The 26,520-nt window shown below is 71.5% G+C and carries 22 protein-coding genes and 1 riboswitch; of the genes, 12 read left to right on the plus strand and 10 right to left on the minus strand.

Annotated features, from left to right (window positions below):
* Window position 1: 1 nt before the first annotated feature.
* Entirely contained in the window at window positions 2–1,573 is a 1,572-nt protein-coding gene (locus ACIQMV_RS27155) for an NADH-quinone oxidoreductase subunit M (RefSeq protein ID WP_141359454.1), read from the plus strand.
* Complete coding sequence (nuoN, locus tag ACIQMV_RS27160) at window positions 1,570–3,219, plus strand: NADH-quinone oxidoreductase subunit NuoN (protein ID WP_141359453.1); 1,650 nt, start codon at window positions 1,570–1,572, stop codon at window positions 3,217–3,219. Before ACIQMV_RS27155 ends, nuoN begins: the two co-directional genes overlap by 4 nt.
* A gap of 65 nt (window positions 3,220–3,284) precedes the next feature.
* Here the strand turns inward: nuoN and ACIQMV_RS27165 are convergent, their stop codons facing one another.
* Window positions 3,285–3,887: a Uma2 family endonuclease gene (locus ACIQMV_RS27165; RefSeq protein ID WP_402596064.1), complete on the minus strand. Its 603-nt coding sequence runs from the start codon at window positions 3,885–3,887 to the stop codon at window positions 3,285–3,287.
* Window positions 3,888–4,084: 197 nt separating this feature from the next.
* Here ACIQMV_RS27165 and recQ point away from each other — a divergent pair, with 197 nt between their 5' ends.
* Window positions 4,085–6,088 (plus strand): DNA helicase RecQ, encoded by a 2,004-nt coding sequence (recQ, locus tag ACIQMV_RS27170; RefSeq protein WP_402596114.1) that lies wholly within the window; start codon window positions 4,085–4,087, stop codon window positions 6,086–6,088.
* 35 nt (window positions 6,089–6,123) lie between these two features.
* Here the strand turns inward: recQ and ACIQMV_RS27175 are convergent, their stop codons facing one another.
* Together ACIQMV_RS27175 and fahA are read right to left on the minus strand one after the other, a co-directional pair.
* Window positions 6,124–7,062 (minus strand): M56 family metallopeptidase, encoded by a 939-nt coding sequence (locus tag ACIQMV_RS27175; RefSeq protein ID WP_141359452.1) that lies wholly within the window; start codon window positions 7,060–7,062, stop codon window positions 6,124–6,126.
* 185 nt (window positions 7,063–7,247) lie between these two features.
* Entirely contained in the window at window positions 7,248–8,459 is a 1,212-nt protein-coding gene (fahA, locus tag ACIQMV_RS27180) for a fumarylacetoacetase (protein ID WP_402596065.1), read from the minus strand.
* Window positions 8,460–8,673: 214 nt separating this feature from the next.
* Here fahA and ACIQMV_RS27185 point away from each other — a divergent pair, with 214 nt between their 5' ends.
* The 3 genes from ACIQMV_RS27185 (at window position 8,674) to ACIQMV_RS27195 (ending at window position 12,141) form a co-directional block, all read left to right on the plus strand.
* Window positions 8,674–9,912: an ATP-grasp domain-containing protein gene (locus tag ACIQMV_RS27185; protein ID WP_402596066.1), complete on the plus strand. Its 1,239-nt coding sequence runs from the start codon at window positions 8,674–8,676 to the stop codon at window positions 9,910–9,912.
* 87 nt (window positions 9,913–9,999) lie between these two features.
* Window positions 10,000–11,202, plus strand: a complete 1,203-nt coding sequence (locus tag ACIQMV_RS27190; protein WP_402596067.1) for an FAD-dependent oxidoreductase — start codon at window positions 10,000–10,002, stop codon at window positions 11,200–11,202.
* Between the two features lie 132 nt (window positions 11,203–11,334).
* Complete coding sequence (locus ACIQMV_RS27195; protein ID WP_402596115.1) at window positions 11,335–12,141, plus strand: HAD family hydrolase; 807 nt, start codon at window positions 11,335–11,337, stop codon at window positions 12,139–12,141.
* 58 nt (window positions 12,142–12,199) lie between these two features.
* On the opposite strand, the gene ACIQMV_RS27200 is transcribed toward ACIQMV_RS27195, so the two are convergent.
* Window positions 12,200–12,685: a transglycosylase SLT domain-containing protein gene (locus ACIQMV_RS27200; RefSeq protein WP_141359447.1), complete on the minus strand. Its 486-nt coding sequence runs from the start codon at window positions 12,683–12,685 to the stop codon at window positions 12,200–12,202.
* 5 nt (window positions 12,686–12,690) lie between these two features.
* A riboswitch (cyclic di-AMP (ydaO/yuaA leader) is annotated at window positions 12,691–12,876 on the minus strand.
* A 485-nt stretch (window positions 12,877–13,361) separates the two neighbouring features.
* Between ACIQMV_RS27200 and ACIQMV_RS27205 the strand changes: the two genes are divergently transcribed.
* From ACIQMV_RS27205 to ACIQMV_RS27220, 4 genes are all read left to right on the plus strand, one after another.
* Window positions 13,362–14,372 (plus strand): polyprenyl synthetase family protein, encoded by a 1,011-nt coding sequence (locus tag ACIQMV_RS27205; protein ID WP_388481687.1) that lies wholly within the window; start codon window positions 13,362–13,364, stop codon window positions 14,370–14,372.
* Window positions 14,373–14,658: 286 nt separating this feature from the next.
* Window positions 14,659–15,861 (plus strand): outer membrane lipoprotein carrier protein LolA, encoded by a 1,203-nt coding sequence (locus tag ACIQMV_RS27210; protein ID WP_402596068.1) that lies wholly within the window; start codon window positions 14,659–14,661, stop codon window positions 15,859–15,861.
* 33 nt (window positions 15,862–15,894) lie between these two features.
* Entirely contained in the window at window positions 15,895–16,839 is a 945-nt protein-coding gene (locus ACIQMV_RS27215; protein ID WP_141359444.1) for an ABC transporter ATP-binding protein, read from the plus strand.
* Window positions 16,826–17,722, plus strand: a complete 897-nt coding sequence (locus tag ACIQMV_RS27220; protein WP_402596069.1) for an ABC transporter permease — start codon at window positions 16,826–16,828, stop codon at window positions 17,720–17,722. Before ACIQMV_RS27215 ends, ACIQMV_RS27220 begins: the two co-directional genes overlap by 14 nt.
* Here the strand turns inward: ACIQMV_RS27220 and ACIQMV_RS27225 are convergent.
* A complete protein-coding gene (locus ACIQMV_RS27225; protein WP_402596070.1) occupies window positions 17,712–18,260 on the minus strand; it encodes a hypothetical protein in 549 nt (182 codons plus the stop codon). The two genes, ACIQMV_RS27220 and ACIQMV_RS27225, sit on opposite strands and share 11 nt — an antisense overlap.
* A gap of 1,056 nt (window positions 18,261–19,316) precedes the next feature.
* Here ACIQMV_RS27225 and ACIQMV_RS27230 point away from each other — a divergent pair.
* The gene (locus ACIQMV_RS27230; RefSeq protein ID WP_402596071.1) at window positions 19,317–20,291 is read left to right on the plus strand and encodes a tetratricopeptide repeat protein; all 975 of its coding nucleotides are present in this window, start codon (window positions 19,317–19,319) and stop codon (window positions 20,289–20,291) included.
* A 9-nt stretch (window positions 20,292–20,300) separates the two neighbouring features.
* Here the strand turns inward: ACIQMV_RS27230 and ACIQMV_RS27235 are convergent, their stop codons facing one another.
* The 3 genes from ACIQMV_RS27235 to ACIQMV_RS27245 all read right to left on the minus strand — a co-directional run bounded on the left by ACIQMV_RS27235 (window position 20,301) and on the right by ACIQMV_RS27245 (window position 22,821).
* Window positions 20,301–20,780 (minus strand): VOC family protein, encoded by a 480-nt coding sequence (locus ACIQMV_RS27235; protein WP_402596072.1) that lies wholly within the window; start codon window positions 20,778–20,780, stop codon window positions 20,301–20,303.
* 93 nt (window positions 20,781–20,873) lie between these two features.
* A complete protein-coding gene (gene rarD, locus ACIQMV_RS27240; protein ID WP_402596073.1) occupies window positions 20,874–21,878 on the minus strand; it encodes an EamA family transporter RarD in 1,005 nt (334 codons plus the stop codon).
* An 88-nt stretch (window positions 21,879–21,966) separates the two neighbouring features.
* Window positions 21,967–22,821: an SDR family oxidoreductase gene (locus ACIQMV_RS27245; protein WP_402596074.1), complete on the minus strand. Its 855-nt coding sequence runs from the start codon at window positions 22,819–22,821 to the stop codon at window positions 21,967–21,969.
* A 90-nt stretch (window positions 22,822–22,911) separates the two neighbouring features.
* Here ACIQMV_RS27245 and ACIQMV_RS27250 point away from each other — a divergent pair, with 90 nt between their 5' ends.
* On the plus strand, window positions 22,912–23,394 hold the full coding sequence (locus ACIQMV_RS27250; protein WP_402596075.1) for a winged helix-turn-helix transcriptional regulator: 483 nt from the start codon (window positions 22,912–22,914) through the stop codon (window positions 23,392–23,394).
* Between the two features lie 15 nt (window positions 23,395–23,409).
* On the opposite strand, the gene ACIQMV_RS27255 is transcribed toward ACIQMV_RS27250, so the two are convergent.
* Both ACIQMV_RS27255 and ACIQMV_RS27260 read right to left on the minus strand, forming a co-directional pair.
* Entirely contained in the window at window positions 23,410–24,489 is a 1,080-nt protein-coding gene (locus tag ACIQMV_RS27255; RefSeq protein ID WP_402596076.1) for a 2-oxoacid:ferredoxin oxidoreductase subunit beta, read from the minus strand.
* A complete protein-coding gene (locus tag ACIQMV_RS27260) occupies window positions 24,482–26,410 on the minus strand; it encodes a 2-oxoacid:acceptor oxidoreductase subunit alpha (RefSeq protein WP_402596077.1) in 1,929 nt (642 codons plus the stop codon). Before ACIQMV_RS27260 ends, ACIQMV_RS27255 begins: the two co-directional genes overlap by 8 nt.
* Window positions 26,411–26,520 lie beyond the last annotated feature (110 nt).

The raw sequence follows: 26,520 nt of genomic DNA on the forward strand, positions 1-26,520 counted from the left end.
GATGTCCTTTCCTCTGCTGACAGCGACGGCGGTGCTCCCGGCTCTCGGGGCCATCGCCACGGCCGCCGTGCCGGCCGCCCGGCGCACCGCCGCGAAGTGGCTCGCGCTGGTCGCCTCGCTGGCCACGCTCGCGCTGGCCGTCACCGTCCTGGTCCGCTTCGACCCGGGCGGCGCCCGTTACCAGCTCACCGAGTCCCACTCCTGGATCGCGTCCTTCGGCGTCAGGTACGAACTGGGCGTCGACGGCATCGGGGTGGCGCTGGTCGGGCTGACCGCCCTGCTCATCCCGTTCGTGATCCTGGCCGGCTGGCACGACGCCGACCCGCTGGAGACCGGAAGCCGCCGCTGGCGGCCGACACAGGGCTTCTTCGCGCTGATCCTGGCCGTCGAGGCGATGGTGATCATCTCCTTCGAGGCCACCGACGTCTTCCTCTTCTACATCTTCTTCGAAGCCATGCTGATCCCGATGTACTTCCTCATCGGCGGCTTCGGGGACCGTGCCCACGCGCACGGCGAGGAGACGGCGTCGACCCAGCGGTCGTACGCGGCGGTGAAGTTCCTGCTCTACAACCTGACCGGCGGTCTGATCATGCTGGCCGCGGTGATCGGGCTGTACGTGGTCGCCGGGAGCTTCTCGCTCACCGAGATCGCGCAGGCCCGCGCCAACGGCTCGCTGCACATGGCGACCGACGTCGAACGCTGGCTGTTCCTCGGCTTCTTCTTCGCCTTCGCGGTGAAGGCGCCGCTGTGGCCGCTGCACACCTGGCTGCCCAACGCGATGCAGGAGTCGACCGCGCCGGTCGCCGTCCTCATCACCGCGGTCGTCGACAAGGTGGGCACCTTCGCGATGCTCCGCTTCTGCCTCCAGCTGTTCCCGGAGGCGAGCAAGTGGGCCACGCCGGCCATCCTCGTCCTCGCCCTGATCAGCATCATCTACGGGGCGCTGCTCGCGGTGGGCCAGCGGGACATCAAGCGCCTGATCGCGTACGCGTCGATCTCGCACTTCGGCTTCATCATCATGGGCATCTTCGCGATGACCAGCCAGGGCCAGTCCGGAGCGACGCTCTACATGGTCAACCACGGCCTGTCGACGGCCGTGCTCATGCTGATCGCCGGCTTCCTGATCTCCCGGCGCGGCTCCCGGCTCATCTCCGACTACGGCGGTGTGCAGAAGGTCGCTCCGGTGCTCGCCGGCACGTTCCTGATCGGCAGCCTCGCCACCCTGTCCCTGCCGGGACTGGCGCCCTTCGTCAGTGAGTTCCTGGTGCTGGTCGGCACGTTCACGCGCTACCCGGCGATCGGCATCGTCGCCACCTTCGGCATCGTGCTCGCCGCGCTGTACACGCTCGTCCTGTACCAGCGGACGATGACCGGCCCCGTGAAGCCGGAGGTCTCGGCCATGCCGGACCTGCGGGTGCGGGAGCTGGTGGTCGTGGCACCGCTGGTGGTGCTGCTGATCTTCCTGGGCGTCTATCCGAAGCCCGTCACGGACATCGTCAACCCGGCGGTCCAGCAGACCATGTCCGACGTACACAAGACCGACCCGAAGCCCGCAGTGGAGGCGGCCAAGTGAGCGGAGCAGCCGTCCACAGCCTGTGGACAACCGCGGCCGACCCGATCTCGAAGATCGAGGCGCCGAAGATCGAATACGGGCAGTTGTCGCCCACCCTGATCGTCGTGGGCGCGGCGATCGTCGGAATGCTCATCGAGGCGTTCGTCCCGCGCAAGTCGCGCTACTACGCGCAGGTGTTCGTGTCCGTCGTCGCGCTCGCCGCCGCGTTCGCCGCGGTCGTCGCGCTCGCGGCGGACGGATACGGCACCACCAAGGCGCACATCGCGGCCATGGGGGCCATCTCCGTCGACGGACCCTCGCTCTTCCTCCAGGGCACGATCCTGCTGGCGAGCCTGGTCTCCCTGTTCACCTTCGCCGAGCGGCGACTGGATCCGGCGGCGCACGGCAACCGCGTCGACTCCTTCGCCGCGCAGGCGGCGGCGGTACCGGGCGGCGAGAGCGAGAAGGCCGCGGTCAAGGCCGGTTTCACCACCACCGAGGTCTTCCCGCTCCTGCTCTTCGCGGTCGCCGGCATGCTGGTGTTCCCCTCGGCCAACGACCTGCTGACCCTGTTCGTGGCCCTGGAGGTCTTCTCCCTGCCGCTGTACCTCCTGTGCGCGCTGGCCCGCCGCAAGCGGCTCATGTCGCAGGAGGCCGCGGTCAAGTACTTCCTGCTGGGCGCCTTCGCCTCCGCGTTCACCCTGTTCGGCATCGCGCTGCTGTACGGGTACGCGGGCTCGGTGTCGTACGCCCGGATCGCGCAGGTCGTCGACGGCAACGTGCCGAACGTCGATCCGGCGCTCGCCAACACCATGGGCAACGACGCGCTGCTGCTCATCGGCGCCGCGATGGTCGTGATGGGTCTGCTGTTCAAGGTGGGCGCGGTCCCGTTCCACATGTGGACGCCGGACGTCTACCAGGGCGCTCCGACCCCGGTCACCGGGTTCATGGCGGCGGCCACCAAGGTGGCGGCCTTCGGCGCGCTGCTGCGGCTGCTGTACGTCGTGCTGCCGGGCATGCGCTGGGACTGGCGGCCGGTCATGTGGGGGGTCGCGATCGTCACCATGCTGGGCGGTGCGATCGTCGCGATCACCCAGACCGACATCAAGCGGCTGCTCGCGTACTCGTCGATCGCGCACGCGGGCTTCATCCTCGCCGGTGTCATCGCGACCTCGAAGGACGGCGTCTCGTCCGTGCTGTTCTACCTGGCCGCGTACTCCTTCGTGACGATCGGCGCGTTCGCCGTGGTCACGCTGGTGCGCGACGCGGGCGGCGAGGCGACGCACCTGTCCAAGTGGGCGGGGCTGGGCCGGCGCTCCCCGCTGGTGGCGGCCGTGTTCGCGGTGTTCCTGCTGGCCTTCGCGGGCATTCCGCTGACCTCCGGCTTCGCCGGGAAGTTCGCGGTGTTCAAGGCGGCGGCCGAGGGCGGCGCGGTGCCGCTGGTCGTGATCGGTGTGATCTCGTCGGCGATCGCGGCCTTCTTCTACATCCGCGTCATCGTGCTCATGTTCTTCAGCGATCCCCACCCGGAGGGCCCGACGGTGGCGGTGCCCTCCCCGCTGACGATGACCGCGATCGGCGTGGGCGTGGCGGTCACGGTGGTACTCGGCGTGGCCCCGCAGTACTTCCTGGACCTGGCCAACCAGGCGGGCGTGTTCGTGCGCTGAGGCGCTCCGCACCACACCCGGCTGCCCGGCACCTCGACGAGAGGCGCCGGGCAGCGGTGTGTGGGTTACTGCTCCTTGTCCAGGTGGGGCTTGATCCGCGTCAGGTCCAGATCCACCGGGAACGGGACGACCGTCTTCATCCGCTCCCGGTGGATGCGGGTGCTGGTGTAGGCGCCGGTGGTGGGCTCCAGTTCGAACGAGTGCACCGCGGCGCGGCGGTCCTCGTTCTCGACCCGCCAGTAGTGGGGGATCTCGGCCCGCGCGTACTTCAGCGGCTTGGTCTCGCGGTCCCGGGAGACGGAGTCCGGTCCGACGACCTCGACGACCAGTACGACAGCTGTCGCGGGGACTCGGGTCTGCTCGTGGCTGCCCAGGGCGTCGCTTCGTAAAACGGCCACATCCGGTTCGGGTCTGTTCTGCCGGTCGATGCCGACGGTGAACCTGCAGAGCGCGTCGAGCTCGGGCGGCGCGGCGCTGTCGAGGTGCCGGGCGAAGAAGCTCATCGCGCGCTCGTGAAAGACCGAGTGCGGGCACGGGAAAACCAGACTCGCGTCGATCAGCTGGGTGTGTGCCGGCAGGTTCGGGAGGCGGTCCAGGTCATCAGCGGTCCATCCACCCTCAGGAGGGACCGGCCAGGCGGGCTTGGCGGCATTCGGTGTGGCGTTCATCGCTCCCACAGGAGGCAGTCTCGCCGGTTCATTCACACCACCGGCCGGATGCGGACGAGTCTCCCGCGTACGTGTGAACGACTGTCGTGTCGTTGACCGTGGGTCACCGGGCCGGCCTGTGGACAAGTCCGGGGGTGTCCGTGCGGGCCCCTATCGTGGAGGCAGTGGTCGAGGAGCGAGGTGTGGGGGACGAGGCGATGGGCGGGACGGATGGTGTCACCAACATGTCAGTGACGGAGAGCGAGGCGCTGGCGACGCTGCGCCGGGTCTTCGGGTACGAGGACTTCCGGGGCGAGCAGGAAGAGGTCGTCGAGCACGTGGTGGCGGGCGGCGACGCCGTCGTGCTCATGCCCACCGGTGGCGGCAAGTCGCTCTGCTACCAGCTTCCGTCCCTGGTCAGGCCCGGTACGGGCGTCGTGGTGTCGCCGCTCATCGCGCTGATGCAGGACCAGGTGGACGCGCTGCGGGCGCTGGGCGTGCGCGCCGGGTTCATGAACTCCACGCTGGACTTCGACGAGCGCCGGGTGGTCGAGGCGGAGTTCCTGGCCGGCGAGCTCGACCTGCTCTACCTGGCACCGGAGCGGCTGCGCCTGGACGCCACGCTCGACCTGCTCTCCCGCGGCAAGATCTCCGTCTTCGCCATCGACGAGGCGCACTGCGTGTCGCAGTGGGGCCACGACTTCCGCCCCGACTACCTGGCGCTGTCACTGCTGGGCGAGCGCTGGCCGGACGTGCCGCGGATCGCGCTCACCGCGACGGCCACCCACGCCACGCACCAGGAGATCACCCAGCGGCTGAACATGCCGCGGGCCCGGCACTTCGTGGCCAGCTTCGACCGGCCCAACATCCAGTACCGGATCGTGCCCAAGGCCGACGCCAAGAAGCAGCTGCTGACCTTCCTGCGCCAGGAGTACCCGGGCGACGCGGGCATCGTGTACTGCCTGTCGCGCAACTCGGTGGAGAAGACGGCCGAGTTCCTCACCCGCAACGGCGTCGAGGCGGTGCCGTACCACGCGGGCCTGGACGCGGGCACCCGCGCGGCGCACCAGTCCCGCTTCCTGCGCGAGGACGGCCTGGTCGTGGTCGCCACCATCGCCTTCGGCATGGGCATCGACAAGCCCGACGTCCGGTTCGTCGCCCACCTGGACCTGCCCAAGTCCGTGGAGGGCTACTACCAGGAGACGGGCCGCGCGGGCCGCGACGGCCTGCCGTCGACGGCCTGGATGGCCTACGGCCTGAACGACGTCGTGCAGCAGCGCAAGCTCATCCAGTCCGGTGAGGGCGACGAGGCGTTCCGCCGCCGGGCCCAGGCCCACCTGGACGCGATGCTCGCCCTGTGCGAGACGGCCCGGTGCCGCCGCGGCCAGCTCCTCGCCTACTTCGGCCAGGAACCGGGCGCGGCCGGCTGCGGCAACTGCGACACCTGCCTGACCCCGCCCGAGACCTGGGACGGCACGATCGCGGCCCAGAAGGTGCTGTCGACGGTGGTGCGGCTGAAGCGGGAGCGGGGGCAGAAGTTCGGCGCGGGCCAGATCATCGACATCCTGCTCGGCAAGCGCACCGGCAAGGTGATCCAGTTCGACCACGACCAGCTGTCCGTGTTCGGCATCGGCGACGAGCTGACCGAGGGCGAATGGCGGGGTGTCGTACGGCAGTTGCTGGCGCAGGGGCTGCTCGCCGTCGAGGGCGAGTACGGCACGCTGGTGCTGACCGACAGCAGCGGGTCGGTGCTGCGGAGGGAGCGGGAGGTGCCGCTGCGCAAGGAGCCGAAGAAGCCGGCCGCGTCGCGGGCTTCGGCCGCCCGGGACGACCGCAAGCCCAGGGCGGCTGCGGCCGAACTGCCCGAGGAACTGCTTCCCGCCTTCGAGGCCCTGCGCGCCTGGCGCGCCGAACAGGCCCGCGAGCAGGGCGTCCCGGCGTACGTCATCTTCCACGACGCCACGCTCCGGGAGATCGTCACGATCTGGCCGACGTCCGTGGCACAGCTCGGCACGATCGGCGGCGTCGGCGAGAAGAAGCTGGCGACGTACGGGGAGGGCGTGCTCGCGGTGCTGGAGTCGCTGGCCGGTCCGCCCGGCGACTCCGCCGCGGTCGGCACGGGAACGGCCGCATCAGGAACAGCCGGGACAGGTACGGCGGGCGTGAGCGAGCCGGAACCCATGGAGGACCTGCCCGAGCCCGAACCGGACGACTGGATATAGCCGCGCCGCGCCGGTCGAGGCGACGGGGCCGCTGCTCAGCCCAGTGCCGTCAGGCCGGGGGCGAACGTGATCAGGAGCGGGAGCAGCGGCACCAGGGCGGCGACCGCCGTGGTCAGCGCCCGGCGCCTGCGGTCCAGCCGCGGCGGGGGCTCCAGCAGGCGGTCCACCCGCTCGCTCAGGAGGCGGTTGCTGGAGGCGCAGGACAGTACCCCGCGGTGCTGGTTCAGCTCGATCAGGGCGAGGGCCGTGGTCAGGTGGCCGTGGCGGCGGGAGGCCGTGTCGTCGGCTGCCAGTTCCACCAGGCGGTGGGTCTGCTCGCAGAACTGGGTGAACAGCGGGATGCGCGGGAAGCCGGTGGCCAGCGCGGTCGACAGGTGCAGCAGCCAGTCGTGGTGGGCGCGGGCGTGGCCGCGCTCGTGCGCGAGGACGGCGTCGAGCTGGTGGCCGGTGAGCCGGTGCAGGGCGCCGGTGGTGACGACGAGCTGGGGCGGGTGACCGGGCATCCACCAGGCGTCGGGGTACTCGTCCTCCAGCACCAGCAGCGGTCCGCGGGCCGACGGAAGGCCCGCGGGCAGGTCGGGGGCACGTTCGCGCAGATGCGCGAGGGCCAGGCCGCGCCGGCGGCGGGCCTCGACGAGCTCGCGGGCGAGCATCGCGGTGGTCCAGGCGGCGCCGCCGGCCAGCAGCAGGGTGAGGCCGGCGGCCCAGACCGGCGCCACCGAAAGGTCGTAGGCGGCCGTCACGGCCGGCGGCGCGGGGGCGAAGACCCGGTCGTGAACGGTGCTGAAGACGGCCGCGGTGCCCAGCACGAGCCCCGCGAGGCAGCTCAGCAGGACGGTGGCGACCAGGCACTGCCACACCCACAGCGCGACGACGGGCTCCCGTTCGGGCCACCCCGCCCGGGCCAGTGTGCGGGGGACCGGCACGGCGAGCGTCAGCGCGACGGCGCTCAGCAGGAGCAGGCAGGCGGTCATGCCTCGGACTCCGGATCCTCGTCGGAGGTGGGCGGGTGTCGGGGTCGTGCGGTGGAGCGGTGCTGTGCGGCCGGCCGGCGCGCCGGACGCGCACGGCCTGCCGCCAGTATGACGGCCACGGGCACCGGGAGTCAGGGGTCCGCCACCACCAAATCCCCGGCGTGGGAAGGGCCGCAGGGCTCCACTCAGCCCGAGACGATCCGCCCCGTCACCTCCCCGAGCCCCAGCCGCGTTCCGTCCGCGCCCGGTGCCCAGGCCGCGAGCGTCACCACGTCGCCGTCCTCCAGGAAGGCCCGCTTGCCGTCGGGGAGTTCCAGCGGCTCCCGGCCGTTCCAGGTCAGCTCCAGCAGCGAGCCGCGCTCGTGCTCGGCGGGTCCGCTCACCGTGCCCGAGCCGTACAGATCGCCCGTGCGCAGGGACGCGCCGTTGACCGTCATGTGGGCGAGCTGCTGCGCGGCCGTCCAGTACATGGTGGAGAAGGGCGGCTCGGACACCACGTGACCGTTGATCGCGACGGAGATCCGCAGGTCGTAACCGCCGGGCTCGTCCGCGGAGTCGTCGAGGTAGGGCAGCAGCGGGTGCGTCCGCCGCGGCGGGGCCACCCGCGCCTCCTCCAGCGCGTCCAGCGGAGTGATCCACGCCGACACCGACGTGGCGAAGGACTTGCCGAGGAAGGGCCCGAGCGGGACGTACTCCCAGGCCTGGATGTCGCGCGCCGACCAGTCGTTCAGCAGGCACAGCCCGAAGACGTGCTCGCGGAAGTCGCCGAGCGCGACCGGCTGCCCCATCCGCGAGGGCACGCCCACCACGAAGCCGACCTCGGCCTCGATGTCCAGCCGGACCGAGGGGCCGAACACCGGCGCGGGGTCCGTGGGAGCCTTCCGCTGGCCCGACGGGCGCATCACGTCCGTGCCGGAGACCACCACCGTGCCGGAGCGGCCGTGGTAACCGATCGGCAGGTGCTTCCAGTTGGGCGTCAGAGAGTCCTCGGCGTCCGGGCGGAAGATCTGCCCCACGTTCCGGGCGTGGTTCTCCGAGGCGTAGAAGTCGACGTAGTCCGCGACCTCGAAGGGGAGGTGCAGGGTCACCGAGGACAGCGGGTGCAGGAAGGGCGCGACGGTCTCCCGGTGGGCCGGCACCGTCACCCACGACGTCAGCGCGCGCCGCACGTCGGACCACGCGGTGCGGCCCGCGGCCAGCAGTGGGTTCAGGGTCGGCCGCGCGAGCAGTTCGGCGTACGGCGAACCGAGTGCCCGCGCCGCCGCCCCCGCGTCGAGCACGTGGTCGCCGAGCCGGACGCCCACGGTCCTCTCCGATGACCCGGCGTGGGAGAAGACGCCGTAGGGAAGGTTGTGCGGACCGAAGGGGTCGCCCTCGGGGACCTCGAAGGGGGGCATGGGTACTGCCTTCCTTTCCGGAATTCCATGTGATCGGGCCACACGTTACGGGGGCTTCGCATGTCTTGGGCAGTGTCTAAAGAGTTTGCAATGTCCGAATTGGTCTTGTGGGAGGGGGCAATTCCGGCTTAGCGTCCTCTGGGGGCGCGGACGGGGTGGGTCCGCTCCATAGGGGGGACACGTGGGGGGACCCGTGGCCAGGAATGCCGTCAGTGTGCCTTTCCGGGCCGACCGTGAGGTCCCGGGCTTGATCGTGAAGTTCGGCGACTACCCGCTGCACCACGGCGGGGTGGGCGCGATCCGCAGCCTCGGCCGGCTGGGCGTGCCGATGTACGCGATCACCGAGGACGCCTACACACCGGCGGCCTCATCCCGGTATCTCAAACGCGCGTTCGTCTGGCCGACCAGGGGCACGGAGGGCACGGACCGTCTGGTGGAGGGCCTGCTGCGGATCGGCCGCCGCATCGGCCGGCCCACCGTCCTGGTGCCCACCGACGAGGAGGCCGCCGTCCTGATCGCCGAGCACCAGGACGAACTCGAAGGCCACTTCCTCTTCCCGCCCGTCGCCCCCGGCCTGCCGCGCCGTCTGGCCAGCAAGCAGGGCCTGCACGAACTGTGCGTGGAGCACGGCATCCCGAGCCCCACGGCCGCCTTCCCGCAGTCGTACGACGACATCGTGGCGTTCGCCGAGAAGGCCTGCTTCCCGGTGGTGGCCAAGAACCGCGAGGCGTTCGTCCGGCGCAGCAGCCCCGCGGTGAACGGCACCACGAGGATCAACAGCCGCGAGGGCCTGCTGGCCCTGGCCCGGGACTGGGGCGAGCGGCCGGGCGTGATCCTCCAGGAGTATCTGCCGCGGGAGGAGGCCGAGGACTGGATCGTGCACGCCTACTTCGACCAGGACTCGGTCCCGCTCGCGATGTTCACCGGCGTCAAGGTCCGCTCCTGGCCGCCGCACGCGGGCATGACGGCGAACGCGTACGTCGTCGACAACCCGGAACTCGCCGACCTCGCCGCGCGGTTCATCAAGCAGATCGGCTTCACCGGCATCGTCGACCTCGACCTGCGTTTCGACCGGCGCGACGGGCAGTACAAGCTCCTCGACTTCAATCCGCGTATGGGCGCGCAGTTCCGGCTCTTCGAGAGCGAGTCGGGCGTGGACGTCGTGCGGGCCATGCACCTCGACCTGACCGGGCGGCCCGTCCCGGAGGGCGAGCAGCGCGCAGGTCACCGGTACGTCGTGGAGAACATCGACCTGCCCGCCCTGCTCGCCTACCGCCGCAGCGGCTACACCACGCCGCACGCGCCGGCGAGGCCGAGCGGCACGGAGCTGGCCTGGCTCGCGGGCGACGACCCGCTGCCGTTCCTCACGATGCTCGCCCGCTTCGTGCGGCCGGGCGCCCGGCACCTCTATCAGCTGTGGCGGACCAACCGCCGGGGTGGCACGTCCGGTTAGGGCGCAGCACGACCGTGTGCGGGCGGCGCGTCCCGCCGCCCGAGCCGGCCCACGAAGTGACGTGAGCACGTCCTGGGGAGGGACTTCGTGAACCAACCGGTGGCAGTCATCGGTGCCGGGCCGTTCGGCCTGTCCACCGCCGCGCATCTGCGCGCCCGGGGCATCCCGGTCCGCGTCTTCGGCGAGCCCATGGTCGCCTGGCGCGACCACATGCCCGCCGGAATGCTGCTGAAGTCGACCCCGGCCGCCTCCGGCATCGACTGCCCGCAGCGCGGCCACACCCTCGCCGACTACTGCGCCGCGGCCGACATTGGACCGCTGGTGACCGACGAGGACATCATCCCGGTGGAGACCTTCATCGCCTACGGCGAGTGGTTCCAGCGCAGGCTGGTGCCCGAGCTGGAGCGGGTGCGGGTGGTGTCGGTCGACCGGCGGCCGGGCGGCGGCTTCGAGGTGAAGCCGGACTCCGGGGAGCAGTTCACCGCCCGCGCGGTCGTGGTGGCGACGGGCTTGTCGGGCCTGTCCCATCTGCCGCCGGAACTGGCCACGGCGGTGCCGGACGGCCCCACGCCCACCGGGCCGCTCTCGTACAGCTCCCAGCACCACGACCTCGGCCGGTTCGCCGGGAAGGAGCTGATCGTCGTCGGCGCCGGCCAGTCCGCGCTGGAGACGGCGGTGCTCGCGGCGGAGGCCGGCGCGCGGGTGCGGGTGGTGGCGCGGGGCCGAGGCGCGGTCGCCTTCGGCGCCCCGCCCTGGGAGCAGCCGAGGTTCCGGCCCGAGTCGCCCTTCGGCCGCGCCTGGTCGCTGTGGGCGCTGAGCTACCACCCGCAGCCCTTCCGGTACCTCCCGGCCGGGGTCCGCCACCATCTGGTCCGCCGGGTCCTCGGCCCGCTCGGCGCCTGGTGGCTGCGCGAGCGCTTCGAGTCGGCGGTGCCGGTCCACGAGGTGAGCGGCATCGTGCGTGCCGAGGTCACGGGCGGGCGTCCGGTACTGACGGTGCGCACCCCCGCGGGCGAGAGCCGGCAACTGGAGGCGGACCACGTCATGGCGGCCACCGGCTACCGCGTCGACATCGCCGCGATGGGCTTCCTCGGCCACGAGCTGCGCACCGGACTCGCGGTCAGCCGCGGCGCCCCGAGGCTCGGCGCGGGCTACGTCTCCTCGGTACCCGGCCTCTACTTCACGGGGTTGCCGGCGGCGGCCTCGTACGGGCCGGTGATGCGGTTCGTGTGCGGCACGGAGTTCGCCTCGCCGCGGCTGGCCGCACACCTCGCGGCGGCGCACGGTTGAGGGCAACCTCGTCCGCGGCGCCGAAGCGCTCTCACAGGTAAGGGAGTTGAGGAGAGGGAGCCGGGAGCACGGTGGCCGTCGCGGTCGTCCGGTTCCGGTCGAGTCGGCGGGCCGGGGCATCCGTATTCTCTGATCATGGCCGCCCTCGCATATGCCCTCATCGCCACCGACCTGGACGGAACGCTGCTGCGCGGCGACCACACCGTGTCCGAACGGTCCCTCGCCGCGCTCGCGGGGGCGGCGGCCGCAGGTGCCCGGCACCTCGTGGTGACCGGACGGCCGGCACCGAGAGTGCGGGAACTGCTCGACGTCCTCGGCACCACGGGGCTCGCGGTGTGCGGTCAGGGCGCACAGCTCTACGACGCCGGCAGTGACCGCCTGCTGTGGTCGGTCACCCTGGACCGGGAGCAGGCCGAGACCGCGCTCGGCAAGATCGAGGCCGAGGTGGGGGAGGTGTACGCCGCGGTCGACCAGGACGGGGTCGAGGGGCTCACGCTCATCGAGCCGGGGTATCTCATGCCGCACCCGGCGCTGCCCGCCGTACGGGTCGAACGGCGCGACGACCTGTGGCGCGCGCCCATCAGCAAGGTGCTGCTGCGTCACCCGGTGCTGTCCGACGACGAGCTGGCGCAGGCGGCCCGCGGCGCGGTGGGTTCCCTCGCCACGGTCACCATGTCGGGCCCCGGGACCGTCGAACTCCAGCCGTGCGGCGTCACCAAGGCGACCGGACTGGCGCTGGCCGCCGAACACCTGGGACTGGGCCGCGAGAGCGCCCTCGCCTTCGGCGACATGCCGAACGACATCCCGATGTTCCAGTGGGCCGCCCGGGGGGTCGCCATGGCCAACGCCCACCCCGAGCTCAAGGCGGTGGCCGACGAGGTCACGACGTCGAACGAGGACGACGGCATCGCCGTCGTCCTCGAACGACTGTTTGTCTAGCGCTGTGACCGGAAAGGTTCACCGGCTCTAGCCGGTGCGTGCGCCGGCCGCGGTCCGGTCAGTACGCGCCGAAGACGTTGTCGATGGAGCCGTACCGCTTGGCCGCGTAGTTGCAGGCGGCGGTGATGTTGGCGACCGGGTCGTAGATGTCCCAGGACGTGCCGTTCACGTGGTAGGCCCGGAAGGTCGGGTCGATGACCTGGAGCAGACCCTTGGACGGGATGCCCTTCTTGGCGTTGGAGTCCCAGAGGTTGATGGCGCGCGGGTTGCCGGAGGACTCGCGGATGATGTTGCGGTGGATCCCGTTGTAGGAGCCCGGGATGCCCTTCTGCGCCATGACCGCCAGGGAGGCCCGGATCCAGCCGTCGAGGTTGTTCGAGTAGCCGAAGCCCGCGGCCGTCCGGACGGTGGCCGGGGTCGCAGCGGACGCGGTCGTGGCGCCGAGCAGCGGTACGGCGAGGACGGCTGCGCCCGTGCCGGTGACGGCGAGGGCACGGACGAGGCGGGCGGTGCGGGAAGAGCGGCGCTGACCGTTTGCAGGCATGGGGGAATTCCTCTCCGTCGCCTGCGAGGTGAGCTGTCGGGTTCGGGCTGGGAGGTGCCCGGCCGCGCCTTGAAGGGCGCGGCTTCACCCCAAGCCGATCCGGTGCGGTGTACGCGGTACGTACGACGCCCGGCCCGGCGACTTACCTGGGTCCCCCGCTCCTGCCGTGGTTCATTCGGTCGTTGGGATTACGGGCGGCGGCAGGATTCGGCGTCCGCCCGTCGGTGCCGGGAACGTATGCGAGAGCACATGTCCCGAACAAGTGCTGGAATCACACATCGTCCAGTTTGACCTTGGTCCGGGGGGTATGTGGTGCTTGATCCTTTGCATCTGCCAAGACTCAACTCGACTGGGTGTAAAGGGAATGTGAAGGAATGCGAGAGGTGGCGCGGAGGGGAGGGGGTGTGTCCCAAGTCACGGCTCGAGTGGCCGAAGAGCAAATACCACTAAAGAGAATTGAAACCCCAATAGGGGTGAATCGGACTTCATGTGTGAGTGTGGATGGGCCGTGTGGCTGACACGTGATGGTGGTCACGTCGGGTGAAGTGGCCTGGCCCGTATAGGTGGGCGATATCGGTGATCGAAACGTGACCGGATACGCTGACTTGAGTGAGGGCAGCGACCTATCGACAAACCGTGTAATCCCCAGCAGACACCAGCAGACAGGAGACCCCTCGTGACCGTCGTCGGGCCATTCGGGCTGAGCGTGCGGGACCAGGCTCTCGAAGCCGATGTCCAGGCCGGATTGGCGGCTGTCGAGGAAGGGCTGCTCGAAGCCACCAAGAGCGAGGTCCCGTTCATCACGGGCGCCGCGCAGCATCTCGTCAGGGCGGGCGGGAAGCGGTTCCGGCCACTGCTCGTGATGCTCGCGTCCCAGTTCGGGGATCCGTACGCGCCGGGGATCGTGCCCTCGGCCGTGGTGGTGGAGCTGACCCACCTGGCGACGCTGTACCACGACGACGTGATGGACGAGGCCGCCGTGCGCCGCGGGGTGGCCAGCGCCAACACCCGCTGGGGCAACTCGGTCGCGGTCCTGACCGGCGACTTCCTCTTCGCCCGGGCCTCGCAGATCCTCGCCGACCTCGGCCCGGAGGCCGTGCGGGTGCAGGCCGTGGCGTTCGAGCGGCTGGTCACCGGGCAGATCCTGGAGACGGCGGGTCCGCAGGACGGCCGGGACCCGGTCGACCACTACCTGGACGTGCTGGGCGGCAAGACCGGATCGCTGGTGGCGGTGTCGTGCCGGTTCGGCGCGATGATGTCCGGCGCCGACGAGACGGTCGTGGACGTGCTGACGCAGTACGGCGAGCGGCTGGGCGTCGCCTTCCAGCTGGCGGACGACGTCCTGGACATCGCCTCCGACTCGCACGAGTCGGGCAAGACCCCCGGCACCGATCTGCGCGAGGGCATCGCCACCCTGCCGGTGCTGCGGCTGCGCGAGCGCGCGGCCCGGCTGGGGCTGGCCGAGGACATCGCCCTGTGCGAGCTGCTGGACTCCGACCTGAGCGACGACGCGCGGCACGCGGAGGCGCTGGCGGCGCTGCGGGCGCACCCGGCGCTGGAGCAGGCCCGCCGGGACACCGTGCGCTACGCCGAGGAGGCGCGGGCCGCGCTGGCGCCGCTGCGGGAGTGCGAGGCGAAGGCCGCACTGCTTCAGCTGTGCGACGCGGTGGTGCACCGGGCCGGCTGACGCCCGTCCGGTTCCGCGATCTCACCGGCCGCCCTCGCCGGGCGGCCCCTTCGAGCGGCGCTCTCCACCTCTACCCCTACGGGGTGGGGGAGGCGTCGCCCTTGGTGTGTCATACCGCAGGCGTACACGGAGTTGGCTCCGGGGTCTGACGCTTCCTCCCCGCCGATTTGGTCAGATGGAAACCACGGACCACACCACTCCTCACCGATCTGGGTGAGAATGGCGGCTGAGGGTGACACCCCAGTGCAGAAGGACAGCCGCCGCCGATGACGGAGGTAGGGCACACATGGCACCGAACGATTCCGAAGCCGACGACCTGCGCACGGGGCGCCGCAAGGCCGCGCGCTACGTCGTCCCGGTCACGGTGGTGGGGGTGGCCGCGGCGACCATCGGGCTCGTCCCCGCACTCGCCGCGTCCGGCGACCCCGACCTGCCGAAGATCACCGCACAGCAACTCATCGAGAAGATCGCCAAGTCGGACGTCCAGCAGCTGTCCGGCACGGTCAAGGTCAGCACCGACCTGGGTCTGCCGAACCTCGGCGGCCTGGAGAGCGGCCTGGCCTCCGGCGTGGCCGGGGGTGGTGACGGTTCGTCGGCCGACCCGATGTCAAAGCTGCCCGAACTGGCCTCCGGAACGCACACCCTGCGCGTCGCCGCCGACGGCGAGGACCGGCAGAAGGTCTCGCTGATCGAGAGCGCCGCCGAGTACAGCCTCATCCACAACGGCAAGGACGTCTGGGGCTACGACAGCAAGTCGAACGAGGTCTTCCACGGCACCGCGGCCGACGGCGGCGAGAAGCACCGGGACGAGGTCCCCGCCACGCCCAAGGACTTCGCCGACGAGGCCCTGAAGGCGGTCGACGACACCACCTCGGTGAAGGTCGACGGCACCGCGCAGGTCGCCGGCCGCGACGCCTACAAGCTGGTCATCGAGCCGAAGCACGCCTCCGGCACCACGGTCGGTGCGATCAGCATCGCGGTGGACGCCAAGACCGGGCTGCCGCTGAAGTTCACGCTCACCCCGGCGAGCGGCGGCGCCGCCGTGGTGGACGCGGGCTTCACCCAGGTCAGCTTCGCCAAGCCGGCCGCCTCGACCTTCGACTTCACCCCGCCCAAGGGCGCGAAGGTCACCGAGGAGAAGGACGCCGCGAAGGACGCCGAGCGGAAGGCCGGCCCGGACCGGCAGTTCCACGAGCCCGGCACGTCGCACAAGGACCCGGCCGAGAGCGGCCCGAAGGTCCTCGGCAAGGGCTGGAACTCCATCGCCGTGATCGACACCGGTAACAAGGGCGGCATCCCGTCGTCCTCCGGCAAGGGCGACCTGAGCGGGTTCCTCGGCTCGCTCGGCGACCAGGTCAGCGGCAAGTTCGGCAAGGGCACGGTCTTCTCCACCCGCCTGGTCAACGCGCTGATCACGGACAACGGCAAGGTGTACGTCGGCGCCGTCACCAAGGACACGCTGGTGAAGGCGGCGAACACCGGGCAGTAGGGACGCGACGGGCACGAGGAATCGAGGGGGCCGATGGACGAGCGGGATGACAGCGTCATCCACACGCGCGGGCTCACCAAGCGCTACCGCGGCGGACAGCTCGCCGTCGACGGTCTCGACCTGACCGTCCCGGCGGGCAGCGTCTTCGGCTTCCTCGGCCCGAACGGCTCGGGCAAGACCACCACCATCCGCATGCTGATGGGGCTCATCGAGCCCACCTCCGGCACGGCGCGAGTGCTGGGGCGCCCCATGCCCCGGTCCTCGCGCACCGTGCTCCCGCAGGTCGGCGCGCTCATCGAGGGCCCCGCCCTGTACGGCTTCCTGTCCGGCCGGGACAACCTGCTGCGCTACGACGCCGCCGACCCGGCCGCCGACCCCCGCACCCGGCGCGCCCGGGTCGCCGCCGCCCTGGACCGGGTGGGCCTGACGGCCGCGGCGGGCAAGAAGGCCAAGGCCTACTCCCTGGGCATGAAACAGCGCCTGGGTCTGGCCGCCGCGCTGCTCCAGCCGCGCAGACTGCTCGTCCTGGACGAGCCGACCAACGGTCTCGACCCGCAGGGCATGCGCGAGATCCGCTCCCTGGTCCGGGAGTTGGCCTCCGACGGCACGACCGTCTTCCTCTCCTCCCATCTGCTGGACGAGATCGAGCAGGTGTGCAGCCACGCGGCGGTCATGGCGCAGGGGCGGCTGATCACCCAGGGAGCCGTGGCGGAGCTGGCCGCCGGAGCGCGCGGCCGGCTGGTGGTGATCACGCCCGACACGGGGGAGGCGGCCCGGGTGCTGAAGGAACAGGGCGTCGGCGACGTCGTCGCGGGCGAGGACCGGGTGTCCGGCGACCCACCTGAGCGCGACCTCGCCGACGTGAACGCCGCGCTGGTGACGGCGGGCGTCCGCGTACGCGGCTTCGGGGTCGAACGGGCCTCGCTGGAGGACGCGTTCGTGGCACTCACGGGGGAGGGCTTCGATGTCGCGGGCTGAGCTGTCGCCGGGTCAGGGCGCGGACGTGGCCGTGCGCGCCCCGCGCCGGCTGTGGACCTTGGGGCTGCTGCGCAGCGAGCTGGTGACCACCTTCCGGCGCTGGCGCACCCTCGCGCTGCTGGGCGTGCTGGCCGGTGTGCCGGTCCTGGTCGGGGTGGCCGTCAGGATCGAGACGAGGGACGGCTCGTCGGTCGGCGGCGGGGGCGGCGAGGGTCCGGCGTTCATCGCGCAGGTCACCAACAACGGGCTGTTCCTGGTCTTCACCGCGCTGGCCGCCACCCTGCCGTTCTTCCTGCCGATGGCCGTGGGTGTGATCGCGGGCGACGCCGTCGCCGGGGAGGCGAACGCGGGCACCCTGCGCTATCTGCTGGTCGCCCCCGCCGGCCGCGCTCGCCTGCTGCTCGCCAAGTACGCCACGACGATGGCCTTCTGCCTGGTCGCCACCCTCGTGGTCGCCGTCTCGGCGCTCATCGTGGGCGCCCTGCTGTTCCCGCTCGGTGATCTGACGACCATCTCGGGCACGCGGATCAGCTTCGCCGACGGACTGGGCCGGGCGCTGCTGATCGCCTTCGTCGTCGCCGCGTCGCTGATCGGGCTCGCCGCCCTCGGTCTGTTCGTCTCGACGCTGACCAACAGCGGGATCGCCGCGATGGCCACGACCGTGGGCCTGCTGATCACCGTTCAGATCGTCGACCAGATACCCCAGCTGCACGCGATCCAGCCGTACCTCTTCCCCCACTACTGGCTGTCCTTCGCCGACCTCATGCGCGAGCCGGTCTACTGGGACGGCCTGGTGAAGAACCTGGAGTTGCAGGCCCTGTACGCGGCGGTGTTCGGCTCGGCGGCCTGGGCACGGTTCACGGCGAAGGACATCACGGCGTAGGGACCGCCCGCGCGTCCCCCGCCCCGGTGAGACGGGCCAGCGGTTCGCTCTCCCGCGGCGGCGCTCCGCTCAGGTCGCCCAGCCGCCAGGCCTCCACCCACGGGACGCGGTAGACGTCGATCACGGACTCGATCGGCTTCACCCGCTGGGCGAGCCGCCGCGGCAGCCGGCCCGGCGCGTCCGCGACGAGCACCACGGCGTCCAGGTCGAGCCCGGCGGGCGCCTCGCCCCCGCGGAACACCTCGAGGGCGCGGGTGACGGCGTCAAGACCGGCCGCGTGGGTCCTGGCGACCAGCAGCACCGACTCCGGGGCGCCGGGCCCCGGCCAGGCGCGTCCGCAGTCGTGACCGCCGTAGACGGCCGCGAGCGTCGTGGTGCCCGCGCCGCCGTGGGTGGCCAGCCAGGAGAACCGGCGGGGCGTGACGGGCCGGCCGGCGGGCCGTTCCGGCCTGCCCTCCCACCCGTCGGCCTCGACGCGGGCGTCGGTCACCGGCCCGCGGACCCAGATCTCCGGTCCCGGTCGTACGTCTGTCCGCATGGCTGCCCCCTCCCGCGTCATCCCGACGATCCTTGCCCGCGAAACGTTACCCGCGTCACAGGAGTGCGGTTCCTGGTGCGAGTCTGTGACGTCGTGGTGACGCGGGGAGGGCAGGCGGGCGGAGAGACTCGAACGTACGCGAACGACCGGATGGCACTCATCCGAGTGAGGGAGCCGATGTCTCGACTGAGCCGCGGGAAGAAGCGGGAACACGAGCGCGCCGCGCGGCCGGCGGCACCCGTGGCGACGCCGGTCGCCGTCCATGTGCCGGCGGACGGCTCCGGGGCCTTGGTCGGCGGCGAGCCGGTCCACCCGGTTCCCGGCGAGGAGATCCAGCAGGCCGTCCTGGGCCACCTCCACCGCATCGCCCTCGCCTCCGGCCACCCCGTCCTCGCCACGGTCACCGACGAGCGCATCGGCTACGTCGTCCCCCTCCAGGTCCACACCGACGGCTCCAGCGCGTTCGCCGCGGAGCCCCTGCGCACGGCACCGCCGGACCCACCCGCCGACGCACCCCGGCCGGGCCCGGCCCCGCGACCGGAGGACGACGGGGTGACACACGTACTGAGGCAGGCCCCGGACCCGGCCCGCGAGCCCGACACGGAACCGCCCTCCCCGCCGCCCGCGCCCGCGTTCCCGCCACCCGAGCCGCACAACGAGCCCCTGGCCGCTGGCAGTACACCGCACAGCGAGAGCGCGCCGACTTTCCCGTTGCGTGCGGTTTCCGAGTCGTTGGCGCCGTCCGCTGACGGGGTTCCTGTGTTTCCTGTGCGGGAGTTGCCGGGGTCCGGGCCGGAGGGCGAGCCCCGGGTCGGTGGCGGTATGCCGTATGGCGAGAGTGCGTCCGCTTTCCCGTTGCGTGCGGTTTCCGAGTCGTTGGCGCCGTCCGCTGACGGGGTTCCTGTGTTTCCTGTGCGGGAGTTGCCGGGGTCCGGGCCGGAGGGCGAGCCCCGGGTCGGTGGCGGTATGCCGTATGGCGAGAGTGCGTCCGCTTTCCCGTTGCGTGCGGTTTCCGAGTCGTTGGCGCCGTCCGCTGACGGGGTTCCTGTGTTTCCTGTGCGGGAGTTGCCGGGGTCCGGACCGGACAGCGAGCTCCTGGCCGGTGGCAGTACACCGCACAGCGAGAGTGCGCCCACTTTCCCGCTGCGGGCGGTTTCCGAGTCGCCGGCGCCGTCCAGCGAGGTGGCGCCGGCGTTCGCGCTGCGGCCGCTGCCGGAACCGGCGGGTGACACGCCCCTCGGTACGGCGGTCGCCCCCACGGGGGTGTTCGGCCCGCCACCGGTGATGGACGCGGGCCCGGCCGACGTGAACGCGTGGCCGGAACCGGCCGGGCCCGCCGAGCGTGCCCCGGCGCCTGGCGCCCACGCCCCCGCGCCCGGTGCCCCCACGTCCGCAACGACTCCGCACCAGCACCAGTACCAGCACCCGGACCCCGACCCGGCCGACCCCGGTCTGGACGAATCCGGGCCCAAGCCCACCCCCACCCCCGCCCGCGGCTTCGACGCCGTGGCCGAGGCGGTGCTCGGGGAGGATCCCAGGACCGCGGCCGGTGAAGCGGGCGCCGTCCTGCTCGCCGAACCCCTGGCGCGGGTCAACGACGCCGTGAAGGAGGGCCGGATCGAGGAGGCGGCGGCCCTGGCCGAACGCACCGTCGCGGACGCGTCCGGCGTGCTCGGCCCGGAGCACCCCGAGGTGCTGCGGGCGCGCGAACTCACCGCGTACATCGCCTACTTGGCGGGCGATCCGCTCCGTTCCTTCGGTGTCTCCCTCGGCCTCGCCCGCATCCGCCGCCGCGCCGGCGACGCGGCGGCGGCCTACGGCGACGTGCAGAGCGCGGCCACCGCCTGGCGAGCGGTCCGCGACCCCGAGCAGGGCCTGCGGCTCGGCCGTGACCTGATCGACCTGTGGGCCGAACTCACTGCCGAGGACGGCCCCGCCGCCGACGACATCGAGCAACTGGAGTCCGCCCGCGCCCGCATGGGCCGCCTGGCCGAACGGGCCCGCGACGCGACCCCGCCACCCCCGAGCTGACCCGGCGTCCTACGCCACGCAGAACACGTTGCCCTCCGGGTCCTCCATCACCATCCACTCCCCGCCGTGCTCCCGCACATGCCGCAGCACGCGCGCCCCGAGCGCCTTCAGCCGCTCCACCTCGTCCGCGCGCCGGCCCTCGCCGGGGTGCAGGTCGAGGTGGAGCCGGTTCTTGCCGGACTTGGCCTCCGGCACCCGCTGGAACAGCAGCCGCCGCCCCAGACCGGTCCCGCGTTCCTCGTCGTACGGGTCGTCGGGGTGCCGTACGCCGATCAGATCCCGGAAGGCCGGGCGGCCGTGGAACTCGACGGTGGCCTCGCCCGGCAGCGCCCCGAGCTCCAGCAGCCGTTCGACCAACGCGCTGTTGTCCTCCACCTCGTAGTGCAGCGCGGCGGCCCAGAAGTCGGCCTGCGCGTGCGGGTCGGCGGCGTCGATGACGAGCTTCCAGTGCAGCGGGGCGGGCGCGGCGCCCGTGGGTGTCGGAGTCATGCACCCAGTTATATGCGCGGGCTCGCCCCGGGGCTGGAACTTCACCAAGGAGAAGGCACGAGCACACCGCGCCCGCACCACCCGCGGCAGCGGCTACGCCTCCACCGGGTCGGTCTTCGCCGCCGTCGCGGTCCTGGGGGCGGCGAGCCGGGCCCTGAGCCGTGCCGCCCGCCGGGCCGTGCGCAGCCCGTCCCAGGTCAGCAGGGTCAGGGCCAGCCAGACCAGGGCGAAGCCGGCCCAGCGCTCGGCCGGCATGGACTCGTGGAAGTAGGCGACGCCGATCAGGAACTGGAAGACCGGGGCCATGTACTGGAGCAGGCCCAGGGTGGACAGCGGCACGCGTATCGCGGCCGCCCCGAAGCAGACCATCGGCAGCGCGGTGACGATGCCGGTGGAGGCGAGCAGGGCGGCGTGCCCGGCGCCCTCGGCGGCGAACGTCGAGGTGCCGTGGGCGCCCAGCCACACCAGATAGCCCAGAGCGGGCAGGAACTGGACCGCGGTCTCGGCGGCCAGCGACTCGATGCCGCCCAGGTTGACCTTCTTCTTCACCAGGCCGTAGGTGGCGAAGGAGAAGGCGAGGCAGAGGGAGATCCACGGCGGGCGGCCGTAGCCGATGGTGAGCACGACGACGGCGGCCGCGCCCGTGCCGACCGCCGCCCACTGCACGGGCCGCAGCCGCTCCTTGAGGAGCAGCACGCCCATCGCGATGGTGACCAGCGGGTTGATGAAGTAGCCGAGGGAGGCCTCCACCACGTGCCCGCTGTTGACGGACCAGATGTAGACGCCCCAGTTGACGGTGATCACCGCGGCGGCGATCACGACGAGGGCCAGCCTGCGCGGCTGGCGCAGCAGTTCGCCGACCCAGGCCCAGCGGCGTACGACAAGCAGGGCGACGGCGACGAAGGCGAGGGACCACACCATGCGGTGGGCGAGGATCTCGACCGCCCCGGCGGGTTTGAGCAGCGGCCAGAAGATGGGGACGAGGCCCCACATTCCATAGGCGGCGACACCGTTCAGCAGTCCTGTGCGCCGCTCACCCCTCGGCTGCTCGCTCACTGGTTCCTCCTTCGTGCCGGCCGCGTGACGTGCGGCGGGCATCAAAGAAGGTAGCGCCACGCGCCCCCGCCTGTCATGTCCGTATGGTCAAACGGTCATGACGGGCGGGTGACGGTTTCCCCGGTGTCGCTCAGGCCCCGAGCGCGGCGGCGATCGCCTCCGAGACCGGGCTGGTGGGGCGCCCGATCAGGCGGGACAGATCGCCGGAGCTGATGACCAGCTCGCCCTTCTCGATGGAGGCGTCCACGCCCGCCAGGATCGCGGCGAGCGGCCCGGGAAGCCCCGCGCCGGTCAGGATGCCCGCGTACTCCTCGACGGTGACCGGGTTGGACGTGATCCGCCTGCCGGTCTGCCTGCTCAGCTCGGCGGCGTACTCGGCGAGGCTCCACGCCTCGTCCCCGCCCAGCTCGTACGTCTTGTTCTCGTGGCCCTCGCCGGTCAGGACGGCGACGGCGGCGGCCGCGTACTCGGCGCGCGGGGCGGAAGAGATGCGGCCCTCGCCGGCGGCGTGGACGACGGCGCCGTGCTCCAGGACGGGGGCGAGCTGCTCGGTGTAGTTCTCGTGGTACCAGCCGTTGCGCAGCAGCACGTAGGGCACCCCGGAGGCCAGCACGGCCTCCTCGGTGCCGTGGTGGTCGTCGGCGAGGGCGGCCTTCAGGGTGCCGGGGGCGCTGGTGTAGGCGAGCAGCGCGACACCGGCGGCACGGGCCGCGTCGATGACGACCCGGTGCTGCTGGACCCGGCCCTTGTCGAACTCGTTGCCGGAGATCAGCAGGACCTTGTCGCCGGCCGAGAACAGGCCGTCGAAGGTCTCGGGCGCGTTGTAGTCGGCGACCGCGATCCGCACCCCGCGCTCGGCGAGGCCGGCGGCCTTCTCCGGGGTGCGTACGACGGCGGTGACCTGGTCGGCCGGGACCTTCTCCAGCAGCTGTTCCACGACGTGGCGGCCGAGGTGTCCGGTGGCTCCGGTGACGACGATGCTCATGACGGAAGTCTCCTTGTGGGGTGCCTGTGCGCTAACGCTAGGAGATGCGCTAACTCTTCGAAAGTACCCACTTTGAAGTAAGGTACTGGCATGGCAGTAAGCGCTGGAAGGGCGGCAAGGGACGTCGTCGCCGACGCGGCGATGTGTCCGTACCGCCTGGTCCTGGAGCACGTCACCAGCCGCTGGGGCGTCCTCGTCCTGATCGAGCTGCTGGAGCGGCCCTACCGCTTCAGCGAACTGCGTCGCGCCGTCGGCCGGGTCAGCGAGCGAGGCGTCAGCGAGAAGATGCTCGCCCAGACGCTGCAGACCCTGGAGCGCGACGGGCTGGTCCACCGCGACGCGAAGCCCGTGATCCCGCCCCGGGTCGACTACTCCCTCACCGGCCTCGGCCGGGAGGCCGCCGAACAGGTACGGGCGCTCGCTCTGTGGACCCAGGAGCGCATGGCGGACGTGGAGCAGGCCCGGCGGACGTACGACGAGGCCCGGCGGACACAGGACGAGGCCGGGCGGACACAGGACGAGGCCGGGCGGGCACAGGACGAGGCCCGGGCCGCACGGACCCGGGCCTCGTGAGACGGAGCAGGACGCTCAGCCGACGACCGTCCAGGTGTCCCCGCCGGCCAGCAGCGCGGCCAGGTCGCCCTTGCCCCGCTGCTCGATCGCCGCTTCGAGCTGGTCGGCCATCGCGGTGTCGTAGACCGGGCGGTCGACGGACCGGAAGACGCCGATCGGGGTGTGATGGAGGGTGTCGGGGTCGGCCAGCCGGGACAGCGCGAACGCCGTGGTCGGGGAGGCCGCGTGGGCGTCGTGGACGAGGATCTCGGACTCGTTGTCCGGGGTGACGTCCACGACGGACAGGTCGCCGGTGCGCACGTCCCGGACGACACCGCGCTCGCCCTCGGCGCCGAAGCGGATCGGCTGCCCGTGCTCCAGGCGGATCAGCGCCTCCTGGGCCTGGGTGCGGTCCTTCAGGGCGTCGAAGGCGCCGTCGTTGAAGATGTTGCAGTTCTGGTAGATCTCGATCAGCGCCGTGCCGGGGTGGGCGGCGGCCTGGCGCAGCACCTCGGTGAGGTGCTTGCGGTCGGAGTCGATGGTGCGGGCCACGAAGGACGCCTCGGCTCCGATGGCGAGGGAGACCGGGTTGAAGGGGGCGTCGAGGGAGCCCATCGGCGTCGACTTGGTGATCTTGCCGATCTCGGAGGTCGGGCTGTACTGACCCTTGGTCAGGCCGTAGATCCGGTTGTTGAACAGCAGGATCTTGAGGTTGACGTTGCGGCGCAGGGCGTGGATGAGGTGGTTGCCGCCGATGGACAGCGCGTCGCCGTCACCGGTGACCACCCACACGCTCAGATCGCGCCGGGAGGTGGCCAGGCCGGTGGCGATGGCGGGGGCGCGGCCGTGGATGGAGTGCATCCCGTAGGTGTTCATGTAGTACGGGAAGCGGGAGGAGCAGCCGATGCCGGAGACGAAGACGATGTTCTCCCTGGCCAGCCCCAGCTCCGGCATGAAGCCCTGGACGGCCGCGAGGATCGCGTAGTCGCCGCAGCCGGGGCACCAGCGCACTTCCTGGTCGGACTTGAAGTCCTTCATGGACTGCCGGGCCTGGGCCTTCGGCACCAGGGAGAGCGCCTCGGCCGTGCCCGTGCCTTCCGTGGACGTCTCAGCCATCGATGGCCTCCTTGAGAGCCGCGGCGAGCTGTTCCGCCTTGAACGGCATGCCGTTGACCTGGTTGTACGAGTGCGCGTCCACCAGGTACTTCGCCCGGACCAGGGTGGCGAGCTGGCCGAGGTTCATCTCGGGGATCACCACCTTGTCGTAACGCTTCAGGACGGCCCCGAGGTTCTTCGGGAAGGGGTTGAGGTGGTGCAGGTGGGCCTGCGCGATGGACTCCCCGGCCGCGCGCAGCCGGCGCACGGCCGCCGTGATGGGTCCGTAGGTGGAGCCCCAGCCCAGGACGAGGGTGCGTGCCCCGCTCGGGTCGTCGACCTCGACGTCGGGGACCTCGATGCCGTCGACCTTGGCCTGCCGGGTGCGGACCATGAAGTCGTGGTTGGCCGGGTCGTAGGAGATGTTGCCGGTGCCGTCCTGCTTCTCGATGCCGCCGACGCGGTGCTCCAGGCCGGGCGTGCCCGGGATCGCCCATGGGCGGGCCAGGGTCCTGGGGTCGCGCTTGTAGGGCCAGAACACCTCGGTGCCGTCGGCCGTCGTGTGGTTGGGCCCCTGCGCGAACTGCACGCTCAGGTCGGGCAGTTCGTCCAGATCGGGGATGCGCCAGGGCTCGGAGCCGTTGGCGAGGTAGCCGTCGGAGAGCAGGAACACCGGGGTGCGGTAGGTCAGCGCGATCCGCGTCGCCTCCAGGGCGGCGTCGAAGCAGTCCGCCGGGGTGCACGGGGCGACGACCGGGACCGGCGCCTCGCCGTTGCGGCCGTACATCGCCTGCAGCAGGTCCGCCTGCTCGGTCTTGGTCGGCAGGCCGGTGGACGGCCCACCGCGCTGGATGTCCACCACCACCAGCGGCAGCTCCAGCGACACCGCCAGACCGATCGTCTCCGACTTCAGAGCCACACCCGGTCCGGACGTCGTCGTCACCGCGAGCGACCCGCCGAAGGCGGCCCCGAGAGCGGCGCCGATGCCGGCGATCTCGTCCTCGGCCTGGAAGGTCCGCACACCGAAGTTCTTGTGCTTGGACAGCTCGTGCAGGATGTCCGAGGCCGGGGTGATCGGGTACGAGCCCAGGAACAGCGGCAGGTCCGCCTGGCGGGACGCCGCCACCAGGCCGTAGGCCAGGGCCAGGTTCCCGGAGATGTTGCGGTACGTGCCGACGGGGAAGGCCTTGGAGGCGGGGGCGACCTCGTAGGAGACCGCGAAGTCCTCCGTCGTCTCGCCGAAGTTCCAGCCCGCCCGGAACGCGGCGATGTTCGCCGCCGCGATGTCCGGCTTCCGGGCGAACTTCGTCCGCAGGAACTTCTCCGTGCCCTCCGTGGGCCGGTGGTACATCCAGCTCAGCAGGCCCAGCGCGAACATGTTCTTGCTGCGCTCGGCCTCCTTGCGGGACAGGTCGAACTCTTTGAGGGCCTCGACCGTCAGAGTGGTCAGCGGCACCGGGTGCAGGTGGTAGCCGTCCAGCGAGCCGTCCTCCAGCGGGGAGGCGTCGTAGCCGACCTTCTGCATCGCGCGCTTGGTGAACTCGTCGGTGTTGACGATGATCTCCGCGCCGCGCGGCAGGTCGCCGACGTTCGCCTTCAGCGCGGCCGGGTTCATCGCGACCAGCACGTTCGGCGCGTCCCCGGGGGTGAGGATGTCGTGGTCGGCGAAGTGCAGCTGGAAGGAGGACACACCCGGCAGGGTTCCCGCGGGGGCCCGGATCTCGGCCGGGAAGTTCGGCAGCGTCGACAGATCGTTTCCGAAAGACGCCGTCTCCGAGGTGAAGCGGTCACCGGTGAGTTGCATACCGTCACCCGAGTCACCCGCGAACCGGATGATCACCCGGTCCAAGCGGCGGACGTCCTTCGTCCCGGCCGCCCTGCGCTGCTCTCCTACGACGGCTCCGTCGGCCTGCTCCGCTGGACTGCTGACCTGGCTGGTCACTGAACTGGACCTCCTTCGAGGCTGCTGTGTGGGAGCGGCCTTCCCGAAGACCTTCCCGGCTTCAACCCTACGACCGTGAGGGTCGCCTTCCCTGCATCGTTCGCATGCTG

Origin of the sequence: Streptomyces sp. NPDC091412, assembly GCF_044756885.1 — a bacterium.
Taxonomy (GTDB): domain Bacteria; phylum Actinomycetota; class Actinomycetes; order Streptomycetales; family Streptomycetaceae; genus Streptomyces.

Excerpts from the sequence above, each read along its gene's own strand:
- ACIQMV_RS27155 (WP_141359454.1), top strand. The coding sequence starts at position 2 with ATGTCCTTTCCTCTGCTGACAGCGACGGCGGTGCTCCCGGCTCTCGGG.
- ACIQMV_RS27165 (WP_402596064.1), bottom strand. The coding sequence starts at position 3,887 with ATGAACGCCACACCGAATGCCGCCAAGCCCGCCTGGCCGGTCCCTCCT.
- recQ (WP_402596114.1), top strand. The coding sequence starts at position 4,085 with ATGGGCGGGACGGATGGTGTCACCAACATGTCAGTGACGGAGAGCGAG.
- ACIQMV_RS27175 (WP_141359452.1), bottom strand. The coding sequence starts at position 7,062 with ATGACCGCCTGCCTGCTCCTGCTGAGCGCCGTCGCGCTGACGCTCGCC.
- fahA (WP_402596065.1), bottom strand. The coding sequence starts at position 8,459 with ATGCCCCCCTTCGAGGTCCCCGAGGGCGACCCCTTCGGTCCGCACAAC.
- ACIQMV_RS27200 (WP_141359447.1), bottom strand. The coding sequence starts at position 12,685 with ATGCCTGCAAACGGTCAGCGCCGCTCTTCCCGCACCGCCCGCCTCGTC.
- ACIQMV_RS27210 (WP_402596068.1), top strand. The coding sequence starts at position 14,659 with ATGGCACCGAACGATTCCGAAGCCGACGACCTGCGCACGGGGCGCCGC.
- ACIQMV_RS27215 (WP_141359444.1), top strand. The coding sequence starts at position 15,895 with ATGGACGAGCGGGATGACAGCGTCATCCACACGCGCGGGCTCACCAAG.
- ACIQMV_RS27220 (WP_402596069.1), top strand. The coding sequence starts at position 16,826 with ATGTCGCGGGCTGAGCTGTCGCCGGGTCAGGGCGCGGACGTGGCCGTG.
- ACIQMV_RS27225 (WP_402596070.1), bottom strand. The coding sequence starts at position 18,260 with ATGCGGACAGACGTACGACCGGGACCGGAGATCTGGGTCCGCGGGCCG.
- ACIQMV_RS27235 (WP_402596072.1), bottom strand. The coding sequence starts at position 20,780 with ATGACTCCGACACCCACGGGCGCCGCGCCCGCCCCGCTGCACTGGAAG.
- rarD (WP_402596073.1), bottom strand. The coding sequence starts at position 21,878 with ATGCCCGCCGCACGTCACGCGGCCGGCACGAAGGAGGAACCAGTGAGC.
- ACIQMV_RS27245 (WP_402596074.1), bottom strand. The coding sequence starts at position 22,821 with ATGAGCATCGTCGTCACCGGAGCCACCGGACACCTCGGCCGCCACGTC.
- ACIQMV_RS27250 (WP_402596075.1), top strand. The coding sequence starts at position 22,912 with ATGGCAGTAAGCGCTGGAAGGGCGGCAAGGGACGTCGTCGCCGACGCG.
- ACIQMV_RS27255 (WP_402596076.1), bottom strand. The coding sequence starts at position 24,489 with ATGGCTGAGACGTCCACGGAAGGCACGGGCACGGCCGAGGCGCTCTCC.